The following is a 20,509-nucleotide window of genomic DNA, read 5'->3' on the forward strand; positions in this document are numbered from 1 at the left end:
TAATGAGAGTCCTTAATGGCTTGAGCACTGTCATTAGTCGTGAGGGTGTAGCAAGAAGATATAATCCATAGTTGCTGAGATTGAGAATCGGCAACACTAACAAAGGTAAATGATTTTGCTGAATCCGATTGTTCGTAAATTCCAGTATGGTCAGCACACTGTGACCATCGAAACCGGCATGATGGCTCGTCAAGCGACAGCAGCCGTTATGGTAAATATGGATGACACTGCGGTATTTGTTACCGTTGTCGGCCAGAAAAAAGTAAAACCTGGTCAGGATTTTTTCCCACTGACCGTTAACTACCAAGAGCGTACTTACGCTGCTGGTCGTATCCCAGGAAGTTTCTTCCGTCGTGAAGGCCGTCCAGGAGAAGGCGAAACTTTAGTTGCTCGTCTGATTGACCGCCCTTTGCGTCCTCTGTTCCCAGAAGGTTTCCTGAACGAAGTTCAGATCATCGCAACAGTGGTTTCTGTTAACCCGCAGGTTAACCCTGATATCGTTGCTATGATTGGTGCATCTGCTGCACTGGCACTGTCTGGCATTCCATTCAATGGCCCAATCGGTGCTGCCCGCGTTGGTTATGTCAACGACCAGTACGTACTGAACCCAACCAGCGATGAGCTTAAGCACAGCCGTCTGGACTTAGTGGTTGCAGGTACTGAAGGCGCGGTTCTGATGGTAGAATCCGAAGCAGAACTGCTGACTGAAGAGCAAATGCTGGGTGCGGTTGTATTTGGTCATGAGCAACAGCAGATTGTGATTAATAACATCAATTCTTTGGCTGCTGAAGCAGGAAAAGATAAGTGGGATTGGTCACCAGAGCCTGTTAACCAATCACTGCATGATCGTGTTGCAGAACTGGCAGAAAGCCGTCTGGGCGATGCTTACCGCATTACGGAAAAACAAGAGCGTTATGCTCAAGTTGATATCATCAAAGAAGAAGTTTCTGCAATTATCGTGGCAGAATCTGCGGAAAAAGGCGTTGAACTAGAAGAATCAGAAGTTCTTGATGTTCTGTCTGCCTTGGAAAAAAATGTTGTTCGTGGTCGTGTTCTGCGTGGTGAGCCACGTATTGACGGTCGTGAAAAAGACATGGTACGTGCTCTGGACGTTCGTACTGGCGTATTGCCGCGTACTCACGGTTCATCTTTGTTCACCCGCGGTGAAACACAGGCTTTGGTTGCTGCAACGCTGGGTACAGAGCGTGACGCACAAGTTATCGATGAACTGATGGGCGAACGTACAGATCGCTTCTTGTTCCACTATAACTTCCCTCCATATTCTGTTGGTGAAACCGGCATGGTTGGCTCACCAAAACGTCGTGAAATTGGTCACGGCCGTCTGGCGAAACGTGGTGTACTGGCAGTAATGCCAAGCGCTAACGAATTCCCATACACTGTTCGTGTCGTATCTGAAATCACTGAATCCAACGGCTCTTCTTCCATGGCTTCCGTTTGTGGCGCGTCATTGGCACTGATGGATGCTGGCGTACCAATTAAAGCCGCTGTGGCGGGTATCGCGATGGGTCTGGTTAAAGAAGGCGAAAACTTTGTTGTTCTGTCTGATATTCTGGGTGATGAAGATCATCTGGGCGACATGGACTTTAAAGTTGCAGGTAGCCGCGATGGTATCAGCGCATTGCAGATGGACATCAAAATTGAAGGCATTACCCGTGAAATCATGCAGGTTGCTCTGAATCAGGCTAAAGGTGCCCGTTTGCACATCCTGAGCGTGATGGAACAGGCTATCGAAAGCCCACGTAATGACATCTCTGAATTTGCTCCACGCATTCACACCATCAAGATCAATCCAGACAAGATCAAAGATGTGATCGGTAAAGGTGGTTCAGTAATCCGTGCATTGACCGAAGAAACTGGCACAACCATCGAAATTGAAGATGATGGTACGGTGAAGATTGCCGCAACTGATGGTGACAAAGCACGTCACGCTATCAGCCGCATTGAAGAAATTACGGCTGAAGTTGAAGTTGGCCGCATCTACTCCGGTAAAGTTGTCCGTATTGTTGACTTTGGTGCATTTGTTGGCATTGGCGGCGGAAAAGAAGGTCTGGTACATATTTCTCAGATCGCGGATAAGCGCGTAGAGAAAGTGACTGACTACCTGCAACTGGGCCAGGAAGTACCTGTCAAGGTATTGGAAATCGATCGTCAGGGTCGTATCCGTCTGAGCATGAAAGAAGCAGTTTCTGCTGCTGGTGAAGAACCAAAAGCACCAGAATCATCAGTAGAATAAATTTGACGTAAAGAGCGGCGTCCTGTAAAAAGGGCGCCGTTTGTTCCCAAAATATTTTCCGAATTGTAACCCATGATATGATTACTTGCGGAAAATAAAGGGAAAGTCAATTTTGGGCAGGATGCCTGAAATTTACAATGTGGGTGGAGTAGCAGGGCATTCTGATTAATGTCTGACTTCGGGAGTGGGAAATGAATTCTTTTCTGCGCTGGTGTTATGTTGCGGCTATTTTTCTCCTTGCGGGATGTGGCAGCACTGAGTGGCGTAAAAATGAAGTTATTGCTATTCCGTTACAGCCAACATTGCAACAAGAGGTTATCTTGGCTCGTATGGAACAAATACTTGCGAGTCGCTCACTTACGGAAGATGAGTATGCACAGCTTTTATATGAACGAGGTGTGCTGTATGATAGTCTCGGGCTGAGGGCATTGGCACAGAATGATTTTTCAGTGGCTTTGTCTATCCGTCCTGATATTCCAGAGATTTTTAATTATCTGGGAATTTATTTTACGCAGGCAGGCAATTTTGATTCTGCCTATGAAGCGTTTGATTCTGTTTTAGAGCTTGATCCAACTTACAACTACGCGCGAATGAATCGCGGCATTGCACTGTATTACGGTGGCCGCTATCGATTGGCGCAGGATGATCTGCAGGCGTTTTATCAAGACGATCCAAATGATCCCTTCCGTTCGTTGTGGTTGTACCTTGTGGAAGAAAAAATTGATCCTAAGGTTGCAATGACTAACTTGTCACATCGTATTGACAAAGCGAACCGGGGGCTATGGGGCTGGAATATCGTTGAATTCTATTTGGGCAAAATCAGTGAAAAAACATTGATGGAGCGTTTGAAACAGAGTTCAACAGATAACACTTCGCTCGCTGAGCATCTCAGTGAAACTGACTTCTATTTAGGTAAACATTACCTAAGTCTGGGGGATGAGGATAGCGCAGCTGCGTTATTCAAGCTGACGGTAGCTAACAACGTTCATAACTTTGTTGAGCACCGCTATGCATTGTTGGAATTGGCATTATTGGGCCAAAGACAAGATGACTTATCGGAATCGAACCAACAATAGCTGACGAACATTTTCACGACAATTTTAAAGTCCACACCTTGAAGGGTGAGGGCTTGTTTGTTCGTTTAATAACATAATTTGAGCCAGTTCACATTTTAAATGAAAATGACAGAAATTCTTTTCACTGTGTTATGTAGACTGGCCGCCACGATTAATGAGGCACCATTACATGACCACTGAGACTGAAATCTCTTTTGCTGATTTAGGATTATCGGCACCTATTCTTTCTGCACTGGGAGACATGGGCTACGAAAAGCCTTCTCCTATTCAACAACAGTGTATTCCTCACCTGCTGAATGGCCGTGACGTATTGGGCATGGCACAGACGGGTAGTGGTAAAACTGCAGCATTCAGCTTGCCTTTGCTGCATAACATAGATGCTGAACTTAAAGCTCCACAGATCCTTGTGTTGGCACCAACCCGTGAACTGGCGGTACAGGTTGCTGAAGCATGTTCAGATTTTTCCAAACACATGCGTAATGTGAATGTTGTCGCTCTTTATGGTGGACAGCGTTATGACGTTCAATTGCGCGCTCTGCGTCAGGGGCCACAAGTTGTGGTAGGAACGCCAGGTCGTTTGCTTGACCACCTGAAACGCGGAACATTGGATCTGTCCAACCTGAAAGGTTTGGTATTGGATGAAGCCGACGAAATGTTGCGCATGGGCTTTATCGAAGATGTTGAAAACATCATGAGCCAGATCCCTGCTGAACATCAGACAGCCTTGTTCTCAGCAACCATGCCAGAAGCGATTCGTCGTATTACCCGTCGTTTCATGAATGATCCACAAGAAGTTCGCATTCAGAGCAGCGTGACAAACCGTCCTGACATTAGCCAGAGCTACTGGTCTGTTTACGGCATGCGTAAAAACGAAGCGCTGGTACGCTTTCTTGAAGCAGAAGATTTTGATGCCGCGATCATTTTCGTACGTACCAAAAATGCAACGCTGGAAGTGGCAGAAACGCTGGAGCGTAACGGTTATAACTCTGCGGCACTGAATGGTGATATGAACCAGGCTTTGCGTGAGCAGACACTTGAGCGTTTGAAAGACGGCCGTTTGGATATTTTGATCGCGACAGACGTTGCTGCGCGTGGTCTGGATGTTGAACGTATTAGCCTGGTTGTCAACTATGACATTCCAATGGATGCAGAATCTTATGTACACCGTATTGGTCGTACAGGCCGTGCGGGTCGCGCGGGTCGTGCTCTGTTGTTCGTTGAAAACCGCGAGCGCCGTTTGCTGCGTAACATCGAACGCACAATGAAACTGACAATCCCAGAAGTTGAACTGCCGAATGCGGAATTGTTGGGTCAGCGTCGTCTGGAAAAATTTGCTGCCAGTGTCCAGCAACAACTGGAAAGCAGCGATTTGGATCAATACCGCGCACTGCTGTCTAAACTGGGCACGCATGAAGAGCTGGATATGGAAACACTGGCTGCCGCCCTGCTGAAAATGGCACAAGGTGAGCGTCCACTGATCCTGCCACCAGATCCAGTCCGTCGCCCTCGTCGTGAATTCAACGACCGTGATGATCGCCGCCGCAACGGTAACAGCTTCGGTGAGCGTGACAGAGGTGACAGAAATGACAGAGGCGACAGAGGTGACCGTCCTCGTCGTGAACGTCGTGATGTGGGTGACATGGAACTGTACCGCATTGAAGTGGGCCGTGATGATGGTGTTGAAGTGCGCCACATCGTGGGTGCTATTGCGAATGAAGGTGATATCAGCAGCCGCTATATCGGCAATATCAAACTGTTCGCGACTCACTCCACGATTGAGCTGCCAAAAGGAATGCCGGGCGAATTACTGTCTCACTTTACCCGTACCCGCATCCTGAACAAACCTCTGAACATGCAGTTGATGGGTGATGCACAACCATTCGAACGCCGTGAGCGTCGTGGTGGTGGCCGTAATGGAAACGGCAACGGTGGCAATGGCCAACGTCGTGACCGTGATAACGCTGGTAATGGCGGTCGTCGTTTTAACAACGAACGTCGTGGTGGCGGTGAGCGTGGTTCTTTCCGCGGTCGCAACGGCGATGATGCCAATGGCGGAGCAACACGTCGCCGTCAGCAACAGCCACAAGGCAGTGGTAACGTTTAATTCACCGTTGATTGTTGCTAGCGTTAGCAATAAATAATACGTTGTAAGATTAAATTGAAATAAGCCCTTTCTCTGGATAAGAGAAAGGGCTTTTATTTTCTTAAATGGAATAGTAAGGTTTTCACGTAGGAATACTTCCTCATATCCACCATTGTTCAAATCGCAACCTTTTCGGCTTCATCATTACATTACGCTTTTTTCTAAAACTGCCATTTTTTATAACTGAACCCCAGATACCGTTCTTATAAACATATCGTTATCTATGCTGGCGGGAAGTTCACCCTTACCGTCTTGTTGTAATTCAAAACCCAAGGGTTGTATTTAACTCAATTGATCTTGAAGGGAAATCAGAACTTCAAACCGTAACGTTAAATTTGAATTCATTCGGGGGTATTCTAATGTTTAAGAAATATTACCAGTCATTGTTGAATAAAGATTTGACAGACCAAAAGAAAAGCGACATTGCAGGTACAAAGTTCAGAGATCATTACCGCCATTCAATGGCGACAAAAACCAATGATAAAATGATAAACACGGGGCTGTTTTGGTGTGATAAACGGCATCTTGGCTTACCAGCATTATCAAAAACAAACCTTGATGCCTTAAAGGCAAAATTAAATCCGTTAACAATAGATGAGCGAAATTTCTATCGACGATTTTTAGCTGCTGATTTTTATGCTGTTCATGCGACAAATAGCCAAGAAGTCATGAACAGCCAAGCGGATTTGGTTTTATTTTCAAGAAAAAAACTGATCGAAAAAAACATTACATTTCCGGAAGAAAACACAAGCCGCCGCGATATAGATATGATTGCAAGTGATGATAATGTGTTTTTCTCATTGGAAATTGGCGTTAAACCCAGCAAAAATCCGAGGGATGGCAAAGGCAGCCGATTCGGAAATACGTTATATAAAATTCCTTTCACGCACTCTATTTTCGATTTTTCCTCCATGGCTCTTTTGGATCTACTCGAATTGAAGACCCCGACCTGTCAAATACGCGGATTAAGTCACGACGGAAAGAACACGCTGAGCAACCGTTCCTATCTTTACAAACGCCATTCACTCAGTTTTTATGGGCGAAAAGATATTTTAAACGCACTGGCTTTATCAATGATAGAAGTCGCTCGAGAATTAAACGCGAAAGATCAAAAAGTTATTCTAAGCGCGAGTTCTGATGACGAATTTAACGATATTCTTCGCGGGCTTTTTAGAGTTGAAATTAGAGTCCCAAATATGGCTGGAGTGAAATTTGGACAGTATTTTAGATTTCACTATGGGGTCAGTTGATAGAGGCTCTCATGGGATGGTAAAAACCAATGCAGCCAAACTGGCATCATTGTATGCAAACTGGCGTGCAATTACGCCAGTTTGTGGTTGTTAGTGACCTTTAGGTCTTTTGGGACTGGATTTCAATTTTTCTTTGATTTCGATATCCGAAAGTAAGCGCTCACCTTGATGAATCACCATTTTCGTTATATAGCTTCTGAAACCACCATGAGTGACTTCCAGTAAAACACGCTCTTCTACAGAACACAGACCGCCTTCACTTTGATCCAAAGGATGAATAACGACCCGGTGCCTCCTGTCTAGCCATCCCCTTAATCCTTCACGGAAACCATGTTGATTCACTAATGTAGACAACTGATACTCTGCATCATAAAAGTCACCAACCAACAAACGTGAGGTACTGAAGTTACCTTTAATCTCTAATTCTTTTTGAGTTTTAAGGTCTTTCAGGATCATGTGGTTTGTTTTGATTTTGAGATAAAAATCTGCCAAAAATACCTCCTCTGTTTAATTTAACCCCAATTCCTCTTTCAAGGGCCGTAAATAGCGACGGCTAACCGGAATACGCCCATCATTGCTCAGAACCAGCTCAGCTTGACCGTTTTCTCCGAAGACAATTTCCCGTAAATGGCTCATATTGACCAGATATTGACGGTGGCTGCGAGTTAATGGCGTCCTGCTCTCCAGCGTCCGTAACGTCAACTCGGTAAAACCCTCTTGCCCGTTAGCACTCATCACATACACACCGCTCAAGCGGGAAGTGACATACAGAACATCATCCAGCGGCACCAACCATATCCGGCTGTGTCCTGTGCAAGGAATATATTTCAGGTGTTCATCTTCGCGTTGCAATACCGCCAGATTTTGTTTTTGATAGCCAGAGCGCAGCCGCTGTAATGTTTTGTCCAAACGTTCTTTTTCCAGCGGCTTCAATAAATAATCGAACGCATGTTCCTCAAATGCCTGCACTGCATATTCATCAAATGCTGTCAGAAAAACAATATAAGGGCGATGTTCTGGATCGAGCATACCGACCATTTCCAACCCGGTAATGCGGGGCATTTGAATATCGAGGAAAACGACATCCGGTTTCAGGCGATGGATGGCTCCAATCGCTTCTACAGCGTTTGCACATTCACCAATGATCTGGATATCTGTTTCTTCTTCCAGTAGACAACGTAGATTCTCGCGAGCTAACGGCTCATCATCAACAATCAATACATTCATATTTACGCCGCCTTTTCAGCCTCTTTTTCTAGTGGTAAACGTAAAATGACACGGGTAAATTCTTCTGATTGGCAATTAACGCTGATGCCATACTGCTTACCATAACGAAGCTGCAAACGTTTATCTACCAGACTCATCCCAAGTCCATCTCCTGCTTGTCTGGGGCAATAAAGTCCCGCATTATCTTCTATTTCCACTATCAGTAAACTGTCTTCCTGATAGGCTCTTATGGTAATTCTTCCTATATCGAGCAACTGTGATGTACCGTGTTTAATGGCATTCTCGACCATTGGTTGTAGCGAGAACGCAGGCAATTTTGCCGTGAGCAGGGATTTTGGTATCTCTATGGTGATTTGTAGGTGCTCACGGAAACGTGCCTTCTCGATTTGTAAGTAAGCATTTACATGCTCTATTTCATTTTCCAGTGTGGCGATTTCTTCTGGCCGCTTCAAATTCTTCCGGAAAAATGTTGAAAGATACTGTACTAGCTGCCCTGCCTGCTGTTTATCCCGGCGAATTACTGCTTGTAATGTGTTTAGGGCATTAAATAAAAAGTGAGGATTTACTTGCGCGTGAAGCAGCTTCACTTCTGATTGCAGCAAAGATTGCTTATTGCGTTCATATTGTCCGGCAAGGATTTGCGCAGAGAGCAAACTGGCAATACCTTCACCCAGTGTGCGATTGATTGAACTGAATAAACGATTTTTAGCCTCGTAAAGTTTGATGCTGCCGATTACCTGCTGGTTTTCTCCCCGTAAAGGGATCACAAGGGCGGAGCCAAGTTTACAAGTGGGGTCAAGTGAGCAGCAGTAGGGCGTTTCATTACCATCAGCATACACGACTTCATTGTTTTCAATGGCCCGGCGGGATTGCTCAGAAGCAATGGGCGTTCCGGGCAGATGATGGTCAGAGCCAATGCCGATAAACGCCAGTAATTTTTCCCTGTCTGTGATAGCGACAGCGCCGATTTCCAGCTCCTGATAAATGACTTTTGCTACACGCATGCTGTTATCTTCATTGAATCCTTTACGCAATATCCCTTCTGTGCAAACAGCAATTTTCAGCGCCTGGGCAGAAAAAGCGCTGGTGTATTTTTCGAAAATAGCGCGCCTATCCAACAGAATGCGAATAAACATGGCTGAACCAATACTATTGGCGATAATCATGGGGGCTGCGATATTTTTCACCAAACCCAGCGCTTCATCGAAAGGTGTTGCCAACAGCAAAATAATGCCCATTTGGGCGCATTCAGCGAAGAAAGTCACAATGGCGGCCGTCCACGGGTTCAATAATTTATTAATCTGTCCCCGTTTCATCAGGTAATTATGTACCAGCCCACCCAATACACCTTCTACAATCGTGGATACCATACAACTGAATGCAGTCATCCCTCCGAGAGAATAACGGTGCAACCCTCCGGTAAATCCTACCATTGCGCCTACCGTTGGCCCGCCGAGAAAGCCACCCAGTACTGCACCGATAGCACGGGTATTCGCGATTGAATCATTAACATTCAGCCCGAAATAAGTGCCCATAATGCAAAAAATAGAAAAAATAACGTAACACATCAACTTGTGTGGCAAGCGAACGGTAACTTGCAGCAAGGGGATGAAGAGTGGTGTTTTACTCAGCAGCCAAGCGATCACCAGATAGACGCACATCTGCTGAAGCAATAACAACACAAGATTAAATTCATACATATCTTTATGAGTGATTAATAAATTGAAGCAGTCATTATCAAAGGTGGAATTTAACCTCGTCAATAGGGCATTGTCGGACATTGTGTGTAAGTAGTTGCTAACAAACCATAGTTGGCAAGTTGTTGATAATGAACGGTTGAAAATAGTGAGCAACTGGTTGGCGATAAATCGAGTGATATCGTGTGAGGTGGGATTATCCGCCCGGATTGGGGCGGATATTTTCGTCAGTTGTTTTTCGCCGTTCGCAAATAAGCAGATTATTGCTTACAGGAAACATAATCAGTGACATCTTCATCAATGACGTGCTCATATCCATCGCTGATGTTCACTGCATAATGAGCATCCTTCCCTTCATCGCTAACTCCCGGCGTTGAAGTCCGGTAAGAGCGGTCTTGTGGCCAACCGAATTGCTCATGAATTCTGTTTTCAGGATAGGCTTGGTACAGATTCTGAAAATCATTTTTTGTCGGTACAGTATTGTTCGTCAGCTTACAGAACCAATTGGCACCTGTATTCATGCGGCGTGGCCATATTTCACCGTATTCAGTAAAAATGGTTTCATGCCTGTGTTCCTTATCTCTGACCAGTTCTGCTTCCAGTGGTGGACGTTTAAAAGTAATACCATTAACGGTGATGGTGTCAGCCATATGTCCCCAATAATTCGCTACCGACACATCGGGGCTGGTGGCTACCGTGAAAGTCACATCTCTTGATTCGGAAGAAACGGTGCCGTCTGCTGCAATAGACAGTGTCGTTTTTACCCCAAGTCCGAGAGGATCAACCACGTGAACAGAAAGTACACCTTGATCACCCGTATAATCTTGGGTTTCTCCGATATCTCCATTGAGATATAGGGTAATTTTTTCGTTATGCTCCTGACGGTTCAATGCCTTGATGGCTTTGATTCTGGTTGCCACATTCTTAACGGGCTGCCCATGATTGAATGTCTGGATTTTCAGGGTAATTGGGTCGTCTCTTTTGACCTTGTCGGCGCTCAGTGAGATCGTCATTTTATCGGCAAGCCCTCTGACAGTACCGTTTCTTCCGCCATCATGAGTATGATTGCCTTGTTCGGCACTCATGCTGGTATCAATGGCTTTTGTATTACCGATAATTCCAAGTGCATTCTGAGCCTGAACTACAATCTCTTTCACTGTTCCTGCGTCATCCTGAGTCAAGATAAGGTCAGGAATTTTACCCGATTCAGTGATTGTATGGCCTTGGGTTATGTCGGTAGTTCCCTTATTACCCCATATATAACGGGACTTATCTGTTGTATCGCCATGATTGGGGCTAAAGGTATAAGTGGCACTCAGTTTCTGTCCCATCTCTAACTTACCAACGAGGGTCAGATTTTTGACAATCGGGGCGTCAGGATGCACGAACAAGATTTCAGCGGGCTTGATGGTAATCCCGTCCACTTGTGGCGTAATTTTCAGTACCCCGGTTTTTTCACCCGCGACTAATCGGGATTCATAGACACCCAGTTGAGTTTCTTTCATGTTTTCAATCGTCGGTGCGCTGCCTTCTCCACTTAAATCGTTAGTGAGCAATTTAATATTCGAGGCAATACCGCTGATCGGTTTATTATCCTTATTTCTCAAAGTAAGGGTAAGACGGGTGGTGGAATGACCATCTGCGGCCATCTCCTGATCTTTCGCGATGAAAGTCGATTGATTGACATTGATTTCTGCGGGAAGCACCTGAACTTCCATTTCCATTTGCTTGGAAGCATTACCGCGCTCATCATAGGCCACGGCACCTACGGTATAACTATTATTGCCCTGATAGTGGTATCTCGGCAGAGTCAGCAAATAGTGCGTGCCGCCTTGATGTACTATGTCACCACCGTTGGCAACCAGACTGGCTTTATTCCATTGGATATTTTTAAATCCATACTTGCTGTTTACCCTGACATTCAGAGGCTTAGTCTCGCTGTCATGGCCGATGATCAGGTTTTCCATGATTAAAGAGATCACTTCACGCTTGCGGTACTCCAGCACAATCTGGTTATTGCGATCAACCAGATCATAGCGGCTGCCTTGCAGAGTGCGTTTAGACATTACGGCATTCGGATCAACCTGTTTTGACCACGGTGTACCGATTTCATAATTCAATTCCATATTGAACCGGGTTTCTCCGCTACCGGACATATCCTGTCTACGGTCAACACCGAAGGTCAGTAATGGGATAGGGGTATAATTGATTCCGGCGGTAAATGCAGAGGCGTTTTTGCTGCGGTGATCTTTGTTGATTAACCCGACTTCATCCCCAAAGTATTGTTCATACACGAGCTTTCCACCAAGTTGTGGGTATGCGGGTAAGTAACCTTGTGCCCTCAAATCGAATCCGTTGGCTGGGCGCTCATCATAATCAGTCAGCAGGCGGGATTCTTTCCAATTGCTCAGGCGAAAGTAGCCGTTTGTACTCAGTTTCAGATAATTGCGGGCGTATTCTGCACCCAGGCCAAACCGGCTGTTATCACCGGTAATATCATGATCGATAAAAGCGTTATACCCCAACATCCAATCGTGGAAAAAATGGCGTTGCCCGACGCCAATATTAACGGTGCTGCGTTTATCGATACGGCGTAATCCTAATTGGGTAAAAGTGATTTGGTTGGAAGTATCATACAGGGGCAGCAACATATCAAATTGGCTGCCATTCAGGTGGCCGTGGCTATCGATATTGGCCTGTATATGTGTAGTACCATAGCGCCCCAACCAATCTTGAATTTGCTGGTTCACTTCTCCTACTGCCAGATTGCTTAACTCCCCGACAGCATTTTTCTCACTATTTTCACTGGCCAGCACACTGCCGACACGAGAAACAACCTCGGCCAAGCGGCGGGAATTTTCATCCGTTGTGGTGGTTTGTTCTAATGCGGAATAGTTAAAGGGCAGGAATTTATTCTGTCGAGGTTCTGGCACATCAATTTCGCTGCCAGCCGCAAGTTTTATAAAAGGCTTATTAAAGACACGTTGTTGATTGATTTTTTCCAGATCATTTACTGTCAGCCCGTAACGTGCAGCGACGATACCAACAGTTTCCCCAGATTTAAGAAAATAAGGCTCGGTGGGTATTTCCCATTTTCCATTTTTATTCTGAAAAATTGCGTGTGTTTTAGCCGTTGCGATAGAGGGAGTGAGTGCACCAACTACTGGAAACACAAGCTGGGTGAAAATGTTTACCCAAGCTACACGTTTCAGCAGGATTTGCTGGTTTTGCAACCACTTCTTATCGAATTTTTTGTTCATAATTGTAAACCTGTAACAATCAAAAAACATCAAACGATAACCAGCATTAAACCTATCCATTTCAGGATATTACCTGTTATTTATAGCTGGTCATGAGTCATGTAATCAGGAGGAACGACATCAGGTAATGACGAAATTAAAAATGACAACACGTCATTGCCCGATCAAAGATATCTCAAAGCAGTTAAAAAATTTTGTTGCATGGCAATGCCCAGATTATTGATCTGAAATTTGCTCTTTGAGAGGTTTTTTATTCCAGCATAAAATCATTTAACGATCAATATAACTTTTGTGATAAATCATTTTGAACAAATAAAAGAATAGAGGAAAAAATAGATTTGATGGAATAAGATATTATATTAGAAAATAAAATATGTTTTATTTCATTAGTTAAGTAAAAACAAATAGTTATCGTTTTCCTTTATATTATCTATATATTATCAAACCTATCGGAATAAAATTGCATAAAATATAAAAAAATATGATGTATTTACGCATTTTATCGGGTTCTATTATTTCTCTCCTTTGTGTGTATTTTCCCTTTTCTTATTCCTGTCATCATTGGTGATGTAATGTACAGTACTTAATCACGTAACACTATTGCGATATTAATTTTTATCATAAATGGCTATTTATAATTGATGAATTATTTTTCATAGATCAAAAAGTAGTCTATTAATGGTGTTAAGAATTTATTATGTAAGGTTGTCACCGCTGTTCATCATGCTTTACAACCAGTTAATATGTTTTTTGTGATTTAGATGTGGTTTATATTCTGCAAATTTGTATATAGGTCATATAATTAATAAGGCATAACATTTTATGTGATAGGCTAAAAAATAATCGCCGCTTAATTATTAACAGATATTTTTCTGTCAGGGGAAATCTTATTTGCTGCAAAAGTAATAGAGCTATCGATATTCTTACCATGTTGATGTTTTGTTCAAATTCAAAGTATGAAATTGGAGTAGTGCTGGGTTCGTTTTATTGGAGATTGTCATGAGAAAATACATCACACAAGACGAATGGACGCGTGTTTTTGCTGTATTAACATTAAATAATTCTGTAAATAAAGAACGCGATCAGTGTTTGTTGTACTTAACCTATATTCATGGCCTGCGTGTGAGCGAGTTGACTGCATTAAAAGTCTCCGATATCGATATCACAGGAAGAACCATTTATATAAAGCGATTAAAAAACGGTTTTTCGACGACACATCCCATCTCAACAATGGAAAAAGCGCTTATCATAAAGTGGTTGCAGGTCAGAAACTGCAACTCAGTATACTTGTCTTCTCCGTGGTTATTTCCTTCGCGCAAAGGAGGAAGATTATCCCGCCAGTGGGTGCATGTATTAATGGGAAGATATGGCGAAAAAGCGGGGCTATCCATCAAGTTGCATCCTCATAAATTGCGGCATTCCTGTGGGTTTGAATTGGCTAACCAAGGGTTGGATACGCGTCTGATTCAGGATTATCTGGGGCACCGGAATATTCGTCACACTATGCATTATACCGCGAGTAACCCAGAACGTTTCCAGAAGGCCTGGCAACGTAAGCAGAAGCTAAAAATAGAAGGCAATGCATACTTTATCTCTTAATGGCTGGCTGATATGAAAGAGGGTTATTGCAGCCCGACGCCATTCGAAACCATAGGGTATACACTTTTCTTTGCAATGATCCCAAATGCTATCTGTAAATTACACATAGCTTTTGAATAACTCGTTTGTGAATAACAGGGTTTGTAAGTCTATTTTCGAATAGCGTGATTTTTGAATAACGCCGTGCCTGGATAGAATAAATATTCGGTCAATTAATATGAATTAAACCGGAGAGATCACTGTATCTATCCGGTTTTTTTATTTTCTCCATAAAGGTATCGTAATATTACAGGGGGGGATAATATAACTTTAATATAAAGTGTTTTTATTTCTCATTGTAATTATTGTATTTTTATTATTATAGTGTGTTATTTTTTATCATTCTATAATGAAAAGTAAAATAATATATAAATATTCCTTTTATTCTTTCATGAAAATACAATGGGATTTTAATAATTAAAAATCTGGTTAGAATTGATTGATAGAGGAATTGCCCTGATGTTTTAATGAAATTAATGTATAGAATGTCGTCATAAATTATTATGAAATTAAAATGTGAAATTTTTCTTCATAATAATTTGCATTTCTCACTTTGAAGCTGCCTTTTCACCTCTTACAAAAATCTATTTCTTGTAAAGAATGACATTAGCGTTAATATGTATTAACTGGTAACAATTAGATGACATATGGTTAGTCATGGTTATCATGGTAACCAAATGTTTTAATTCAGCAATTAATTCGACTTTCTGCCTATTCCTCATCCCGATATCAAAATTAGAGAAAAATCATTTAATTGATTTTTTGTTGTTTACTATTCGAAATTTACGTGATGATATATTATCCATTGCAGTTTTTCAAAATATAATGCTGTTATTTAAGATTATCAGTGCAGTATTTAAGATTAATTATCTTATATATTCTTTAAGGTGATATTTATAGCTAATGTTCGGGTGATTTGGCGGATAAATGCTAAAATTGAGGTGCGGTTAAGAATTGCACGTTTTAGTATTGTATTCGTGCATTTCAATGGGAAACTTTATTTTTTCAGTGATCAGGCGCACGGATTTCTAAAAAGAATCTTGCCTAATGGTGTCACACTACGCCGCTAATTTTTACAACCGCAACCCGTCAACTTTATAAAGAACCTTGACCTGACAGTATTCTTGGGGCCTACAGAACATAATGAAGAAAAGAACACTTTTCACAATATTGCTAATCATCTTCCTGATCGCGATGGCGGTACTTTTTCACTCAAAAAACCAAGAGTTGTTATTGCAGGGAGAAGTGGATGCGCCGGAAGTCATCGTTTCTTCCAAAGCCTCTGGTCGGGTTATTCAGCTCCATGTCAATCGGGGTGACGATATAAAAGCCGGGCAACTGATGGTGAGTCTTGAGGACCCTGAACTGGTTACTAAAGTCGCCGCAGCACAGGCGGCCCGTGATCAGGTAAAGGCAAAACTTGAGTTGTCTTTGCATGGCACACGTGAAGAAAGTATCCGTAACTTGGAATCAATCCTTGCACAAACTCAATCGGAATACAAAAACGCACAGCGTGAATATGAGCGCCTCAGCAATGTCTCGTCGAAAGGTTATGTTTCGGTCAGCCAATTGGACACTGCACGCAGTACGCGGGATATTGCCTATCAGAAAATGCAAGGGGCGAAAGCAGAACTGGACGCCGGAAAAAAAGGGGATCGCATTGAATTGCGGCAACAGTATCAGGCTGCTTTGAATGAGGCCAATGAGAATCTGCGAGGGCTTAAAATCCAGCACGATGAATTACAAGTCAAGGCACCGGTTGATGGTGAAGTCGGGCCATTGCCTGCTGAGATTGGCCAGCTCTTTAATGCCAAGAGCCCTCTGGCGACACTGGTTCGCATTCCACAGGCTTATTTCGTCTATAACTTGCGCGAAGATATTCTGGCTAATGTTCACAAGGGCGACAAAATTGAATTGCGTGTACCTGCATTGGGCAATAAAAAAATTGAAGCTGAAGTCCGCTATATCGCGCCAATGGGAGATTATGCGACAAAGCGTGCAACCCGTGCGACAGGGGATTTTGATCTGAAAACGTTTGAAGTCAGGTTATACCCACTGCAACCCATTGAAGGATTACGCCCCGGCATGAGTGCCTTGTGGGTCTGGGATAAGTAAGGTGGCGGTCTGATGAACAAGAAAGCTGCATGGATCAGTTTCGAACAGGCATTTACACGAGAAGTCAAGGCTGCGCTTCACAGCCCGATTTTTCACTGGCTGAGTTGGCTGTTTCCTTTGTTGCTGTTTATCCTCATCAGTGCAAACTTTTCAGAAGGAACATTGTTAAACTTGCCCGTTTCAGTCGTGGATAATGATCAAAGTACGCTATCACGTACGTTGAGCCGTAACTTGAACGCAGCACCTCATGCGGATATCAAATATTATGACAATAGTTTGTCGAAATCTTTGGAGCGCTTGGGCAGTGCGCAGGATTATGCCCTGCTGTATCTTCCTGAAAACTTAGAAAAAGACGCATTGAGCGGCAAGCAGCCTACAGTAAGAATGTATTATAATGCGCTATTTTATGGGGCAGGCCGTTATTCCACCCAAGATTTCAGCGGATTGATGGCGGAAGCAAATGCGAAGTACCGTACAATCATTGCGTCAGAAATCGGCAAGAAACTTCCTCCTTTGGCGAAAGCCACAATGTCTTATGACAGCTTGTTCAATGCCAGTGGCAGTTATATTTACTACCAACAATTTGCCGCGATCATCCATCTATTGCAGCTTTTTGTCGTGACATCGACCATTTATACGATGTCCAAAGATAAGCAGCTTCTGAAAACGAAATCGTTCGTCGGGGCTTTATTAGGAAAATTGGTGCCTTACACCCTGATTTTTACACTGTTATTGATAGTCGAAATCACGGCAATGGTGGCTTTTTCCGATGCAAAAGTGACAGGCAATCCACTGTATATGCCGATTGTTGGGTTTTTCTATGTTTTTGCGGCACAAAGTATTGGCTTGCTGCTGTTTACTTTCACCAACAGCGCAATCACGGCTTACACCTTAATCGGGATGCTGGTCAGTATTGCCATGGCCTTTTCCGGTATGGTTGTACCTGAATTATCGATGGTATTACCGGCAAGGATCATTTCTAACCTCGAACCATTGACGCACGCCTTGAATGCCATGTTCGACATCTTCCTGCGGGAAGTATCACCGGGCGTTATCCTGCATGTTTGCCTGATATTGATGATCTACCCGGCAGTTTGTGGGTTTTTGATCCGCAACCGTTTATGGGTACGACTAAACCAGCCAGAAGGAGTTGCATGATGCCGGGTAATGGACACACCAATTGGAAACTGTACTGGCAAACATTTCGCAATGTATTGTTGGGGATGCTGGAAAAACCCATGTGGTTATTGCTCATCGTTTCATTGGGGATAATGAGTCTGGTTTATGTTCGTCCTTCCCTGTGGGATTTACCGGTTGCGGTGATTGATCAGGATAATAGCCATGCGAGCCGGGCGCTGATCCGTCGTATTGATTCGACGGCAAAAGTGGAAGCCAGAAGTTACAGCAATCTAAGCCACGCGCGCAGTGACATGTTGCAGCGAAAAATTTTCGCCATCATTATCGTTCCCGCCAATTTCGAAAAGCGTCTGCTCAATGGGCAAAATGTGACGGTTCCGGTGTACGGAGATGCCACGAACCGGCTTGCCAATGGGCAGATCCAACAGGATTTGGCGTTGGCTTATCAAGAGCTTTTATCCGAATACAATGGGGCACTGCTTTTGCAGGCGAACTTCAGCCTGGAACAGGTAAAAATATTGCTGCAACCGATTAAGGGCGAAACCATTGGGTTATTTAATCCGGGGGTAAGTTATGCCGCAATAGTTTTTCCCGGTTTGCTGGTCATGTTACTGCAACATTCCTTATTGATTGCTTGCGTTCGTGTCAGTATTGCCGTGCGGGGAGTACCCAAGGGTAAGCCTCCCCTTCCTGTTTATTTGGGGGCGTTGTCTGCTTTGGTTCCCATCTGGCTGTTTTTATCAGTGATTTTCTTTGTCCTGTGGCCGTGGGTATTGGGGTATCGACAGGATGCACCGATTTATATTGTGCTGTTACTGACATTTCCATTCCTGCTGGCTGTATTGGGATTGGGGAAATTGGTCACCGAGTGCTTGCGCAGTGTAGAAATGATTTACCTGACACTGGCTTTTATTACGACTCCCATTTTTTACATTTCAGGCACCATTTGGCCAATTCAATCAATGCCGGATTGGGTAAAAGTGGTTTCATCCTCTTTGCCTTCCACTTGGGCGACAAAAGCGATCGCAGGGGTCAATCAGATGGGCATGCCGATACACGGTGTGTTGCAGGATATTGGCATGCTGCTGCTGCTTGGCGTGATCTATATGTTCCTTGGAATTCTGGTGGGTGCGTTGCGTAATGGAGAACTGAGGGAAGTAACCCAGAGCATTAAGCGTTTTTTTGCCAATTAATAACAATATGTCTCAATAACAATATGTCTCAATAACAATAAACAGAAAACGCATACGGAGTAGCAGGCATTTACTGTATATACCAACGTGATGGGAAAATTGCCCGTTCTTATGCACAAAAATGGCTTTAACTTTGTTTTAGTGTTTACTATGTAGACGTTTTGTCATGAGAGATTTATTATCGAGTCTTGATGTAGGATCGGGAAACGTAGCAGGATTTTGGCGAAATAGCACATCACTTTGCACGAACAGGAGGTCGTAGTGTTGAGTAATCGTTTGATAATTCGGCAGAATACCAATGAAAAGGCCAGTTTCAGTGGTGATGCAAATGATATCATCCTGATAGCTATTCGCAGAGAAGATCCTGATACACTGTTTTTTCAGCGTCATTTACGGATTGAAGGAAATACAGAATTGGGACTGCATGTGAAAAATCTGACGGATCTCATCGCGATGAGATTTAGGCCATCCATACTTCGCTTTGGTTTTTTACGTCTGGCTGAATTAATCAAAGCGGGACAGAAAGAGGGCGTTGATCAGCAAGATCGCGCATTATCGTCATGTTAATCAGGGTCGAAATTCCAGTCGATGCAATGGGGATTGACAGTTTGTTGCGTCAATCTTTTGAGACATCGGCAGAAGCTGAGTTGGTTCATCAACTAAGAGAAGATGGCTTGTTGACACTGGGTATTGTTGCGACTGACGATGAAGGTCAAGTAATTGGTTATGCCGGCTTTACGCCAGTCGATATCAATGGAGAAGATCGTCAATGGGTTGGTCTCGCACCATTGGCGGTGGCGGAAGAACACCGTCATCGTGGGCTTGGTGAAAAATTGGTTTATGAAGGCTTGGATAGCCTGAACGAGTTTGGATATAGCGCAGTTGTCGTACTGGGTGAGCCGGAATATTACCTCCGCTTTGGCTTCAAACCCGCCAGTGAATATCAGTTGCATTGCCCGTGGCCTGATTGTGAGGAATATTTCCTGATCTACCCTTTGGCTGATTTCTCGCTGAAGGAGTATCAAGGCCTGGTTACGTATCCAACTCAATTTGAGGCTCTTTGGTAGCCGTCTGAGTGATGATTGCTTGAGAACTCACTGAGTGGGTGAAAAACTTCTCAGATAAACCAATTGCCATCAAGTAAGTCACTACACAGGGAGGCTGGTTCATAATCAGTCTCTCTTTTTGCTGCTTATTGAGCTTCTTCACACGGTATTCAACTTTCGATGCGATCCCCCGATCCTTAACCAAACATTGATAAACCAATGTCAATGGCCCCTTACCCCTGAGGGCTTTCGCGCCTTTTCCTGATACATGTTGCTTATACCGACGAGAGACATCGGTGGTGATCCCGGTATAGACGGCACCACTTTGTGTTCTGATTAGGTAAAGATACCAAAGGGAGTCTTTATTCATTATTTATGTTTAATAATTTAGCACAATTTTATTGTGGGTAAGGGTTGTGGATTGTTCGGCTATAGAGTGAATTTACGAGATCTTATCATGTAACCAAGTGAAT

The 20,509-nt window shown here is 43.6% G+C and carries 16 protein-coding genes; 11 read left to right on the forward strand and 5 right to left on the reverse strand.

Annotated features, from left to right (window positions below):
- Nucleotides 1–115: 115 nt before the first annotated feature.
- From pnp to FE392_RS05660, 5 genes are all read left to right on the forward strand, one after another.
- Nucleotides 116–2,254 carry a polyribonucleotide nucleotidyltransferase gene (gene pnp, locus FE392_RS05645; RefSeq protein WP_319929252.1) on the forward strand — a complete coding sequence of 713 codons (2,139 nt, stop codon included), beginning with the start codon at nucleotides 116–118 and terminating at the stop codon, nucleotides 2,252–2,254.
- 191 nt (nucleotides 2,255–2,445) lie between these two features.
- Nucleotides 2,446–3,330 (forward strand): lipoprotein NlpI, encoded by an 885-nt coding sequence (gene nlpI / locus FE392_RS05650; RefSeq protein ID WP_319929253.1) that lies wholly within the window; start codon nucleotides 2,446–2,448, stop codon nucleotides 3,328–3,330.
- Between the two features lie 105 nt (nucleotides 3,331–3,435).
- Nucleotides 3,436–3,510: a hypothetical protein gene (locus FE392_RS22230; protein ID WP_489686875.1), complete on the forward strand. Its 75-nt coding sequence runs from the start codon at nucleotides 3,436–3,438 to the stop codon at nucleotides 3,508–3,510.
- Entirely contained in the window at nucleotides 3,500–5,434 is a 1,935-nt protein-coding gene (locus FE392_RS05655) for a DEAD/DEAH family ATP-dependent RNA helicase (protein WP_319929254.1), read from the forward strand. The genes FE392_RS22230 and FE392_RS05655 overlap by 11 nt, the downstream gene beginning before the upstream one ends.
- 398 nt (nucleotides 5,435–5,832) lie before the next feature.
- A complete protein-coding gene (locus tag FE392_RS05660) occupies nucleotides 5,833–6,723 on the forward strand; it encodes a hypothetical protein (RefSeq protein ID WP_319929255.1) in 891 nt (296 codons plus the stop codon).
- Between the two features lie 90 nt (nucleotides 6,724–6,813).
- Here the strand turns inward: FE392_RS05660 and FE392_RS05665 are convergent, their stop codons facing one another.
- The 4 genes from FE392_RS05665 to FE392_RS05680 all read right to left on the reverse strand — a co-directional run bounded on the left by FE392_RS05665 (nucleotide 6,814) and on the right by FE392_RS05680 (nucleotide 12,907).
- Nucleotides 6,814–7,215 (reverse strand): hypothetical protein, encoded by a 402-nt coding sequence (locus tag FE392_RS05665; protein WP_319929256.1) that lies wholly within the window; start codon nucleotides 7,213–7,215, stop codon nucleotides 6,814–6,816.
- A 15-nt stretch (nucleotides 7,216–7,230) separates the two neighbouring features.
- On the reverse strand, nucleotides 7,231–7,950 hold the full coding sequence (gene btsR / locus FE392_RS05670) for a two-component system response regulator BtsR (protein WP_319929257.1): 720 nt from the start codon (nucleotides 7,948–7,950) through the stop codon (nucleotides 7,231–7,233).
- A gap of 2 nt (nucleotides 7,951–7,952) precedes the next feature.
- Complete coding sequence (locus FE392_RS05675; RefSeq protein ID WP_319929258.1) at nucleotides 7,953–9,650, reverse strand: LytS/YhcK type 5TM receptor domain-containing protein; 1,698 nt, start codon at nucleotides 9,648–9,650, stop codon at nucleotides 7,953–7,955.
- 257 nt (nucleotides 9,651–9,907) lie between these two features.
- Nucleotides 9,908–12,907: an inverse autotransporter beta domain-containing protein gene (locus FE392_RS05680; protein WP_319929259.1), complete on the reverse strand. Its 3,000-nt coding sequence runs from the start codon at nucleotides 12,905–12,907 to the stop codon at nucleotides 9,908–9,910.
- A gap of 999 nt (nucleotides 12,908–13,906) precedes the next feature.
- Between FE392_RS05680 and FE392_RS05685 the strand changes: the two genes are divergently transcribed.
- The 6 genes from FE392_RS05685 to FE392_RS05710 all read left to right on the forward strand — a co-directional run bounded on the left by FE392_RS05685 (nucleotide 13,907) and on the right by FE392_RS05710 (nucleotide 20,057).
- Nucleotides 13,907–14,506, forward strand: coding sequence for a tyrosine-type recombinase/integrase (locus FE392_RS05685; protein ID WP_319929260.1), 600 nt, complete (start codon nucleotides 13,907–13,909; stop codon nucleotides 14,504–14,506).
- Nucleotides 14,507–15,688: 1,182 nt separating this feature from the next.
- Nucleotides 15,689–16,660: an HlyD family secretion protein gene (locus tag FE392_RS05690; RefSeq protein ID WP_319929261.1), complete on the forward strand. Its 972-nt coding sequence runs from the start codon at nucleotides 15,689–15,691 to the stop codon at nucleotides 16,658–16,660.
- A 12-nt stretch (nucleotides 16,661–16,672) separates the two neighbouring features.
- The gene (locus FE392_RS05695; protein WP_319929262.1) at nucleotides 16,673–17,818 is read left to right on the forward strand and encodes an ABC transporter permease; all 1,146 of its coding nucleotides are present in this window, start codon (nucleotides 16,673–16,675) and stop codon (nucleotides 17,816–17,818) included.
- A complete protein-coding gene (locus FE392_RS05700; RefSeq protein WP_319929263.1) occupies nucleotides 17,815–18,990 on the forward strand; it encodes an ABC transporter permease in 1,176 nt (391 codons plus the stop codon). Before FE392_RS05695 ends, FE392_RS05700 begins: the two co-directional genes overlap by 4 nt.
- 261 nt (nucleotides 18,991–19,251) lie before the next feature.
- Nucleotides 19,252–19,557: a ubiquinone anaerobic biosynthesis accessory factor UbiT gene (gene ubiT, locus FE392_RS05705; protein ID WP_439153466.1), complete on the forward strand. Its 306-nt coding sequence runs from the start codon at nucleotides 19,252–19,254 to the stop codon at nucleotides 19,555–19,557.
- Complete coding sequence (locus tag FE392_RS05710) at nucleotides 19,551–20,057, forward strand: GNAT family N-acetyltransferase (protein WP_319929264.1); 507 nt, start codon at nucleotides 19,551–19,553, stop codon at nucleotides 20,055–20,057. Before ubiT ends, FE392_RS05710 begins: the two co-directional genes overlap by 7 nt.
- Here the strand turns inward: FE392_RS05710 and FE392_RS05715 are convergent.
- The gene (locus FE392_RS05715) at nucleotides 20,023–20,406 is read right to left on the reverse strand and encodes a GIY-YIG nuclease family protein (RefSeq protein WP_319929265.1); all 384 of its coding nucleotides are present in this window, start codon (nucleotides 20,404–20,406) and stop codon (nucleotides 20,023–20,025) included. The genes FE392_RS05710 and FE392_RS05715 overlap by 35 nt on opposite strands.
- Between the last annotated feature and the right edge of the window lie 103 nt (nucleotides 20,407–20,509).

The sequence above is a fragment of the Xenorhabdus santafensis genome, from assembly GCF_033949405.1.
Classification (GTDB): Bacteria; Pseudomonadota; Gammaproteobacteria; order Enterobacterales; family Enterobacteriaceae; genus Xenorhabdus; species Xenorhabdus santafensis.

Bases quoted from the DNA above. Each gene is read 5' to 3' on its own strand.
- nlpI (WP_319929253.1), top strand. From the start codon at position 2,446: ATGAATTCTTTTCTGCGCTGGTGTTATGTTGCGGCTATTTTTCTCCTT.
- FE392_RS05655 (WP_319929254.1), top strand. From the start codon at position 3,500: ATGACCACTGAGACTGAAATCTCTTTTGCTGATTTAGGATTATCGGCA.
- FE392_RS05660 (WP_319929255.1), top strand. From the start codon at position 5,833: ATGTTTAAGAAATATTACCAGTCATTGTTGAATAAAGATTTGACAGAC.
- btsR (WP_319929257.1), bottom strand. From the start codon at position 7,950: ATGAATGTATTGATTGTTGATGATGAGCCGTTAGCTCGCGAGAATCTA.
- FE392_RS05675 (WP_319929258.1), bottom strand. From the start codon at position 9,650: ATGTATGAATTTAATCTTGTGTTGTTATTGCTTCAGCAGATGTGCGTC.
- FE392_RS05680 (WP_319929259.1), bottom strand. From the start codon at position 12,907: ATGAACAAAAAATTCGATAAGAAGTGGTTGCAAAACCAGCAAATCCTG.
- FE392_RS05685 (WP_319929260.1), top strand. From the start codon at position 13,907: ATGAGAAAATACATCACACAAGACGAATGGACGCGTGTTTTTGCTGTA.
- FE392_RS05690 (WP_319929261.1), top strand. From the start codon at position 15,689: ATGAAGAAAAGAACACTTTTCACAATATTGCTAATCATCTTCCTGATC.
- FE392_RS05695 (WP_319929262.1), top strand. From the start codon at position 16,673: ATGAACAAGAAAGCTGCATGGATCAGTTTCGAACAGGCATTTACACGA.
- FE392_RS05700 (WP_319929263.1), top strand. From the start codon at position 17,815: ATGATGCCGGGTAATGGACACACCAATTGGAAACTGTACTGGCAAACA.
- FE392_RS05710 (WP_319929264.1), top strand. From the start codon at position 19,551: ATGTTAATCAGGGTCGAAATTCCAGTCGATGCAATGGGGATTGACAGT.
- FE392_RS05715 (WP_319929265.1), bottom strand. From the start codon at position 20,406: ATGAATAAAGACTCCCTTTGGTATCTTTACCTAATCAGAACACAAAGT.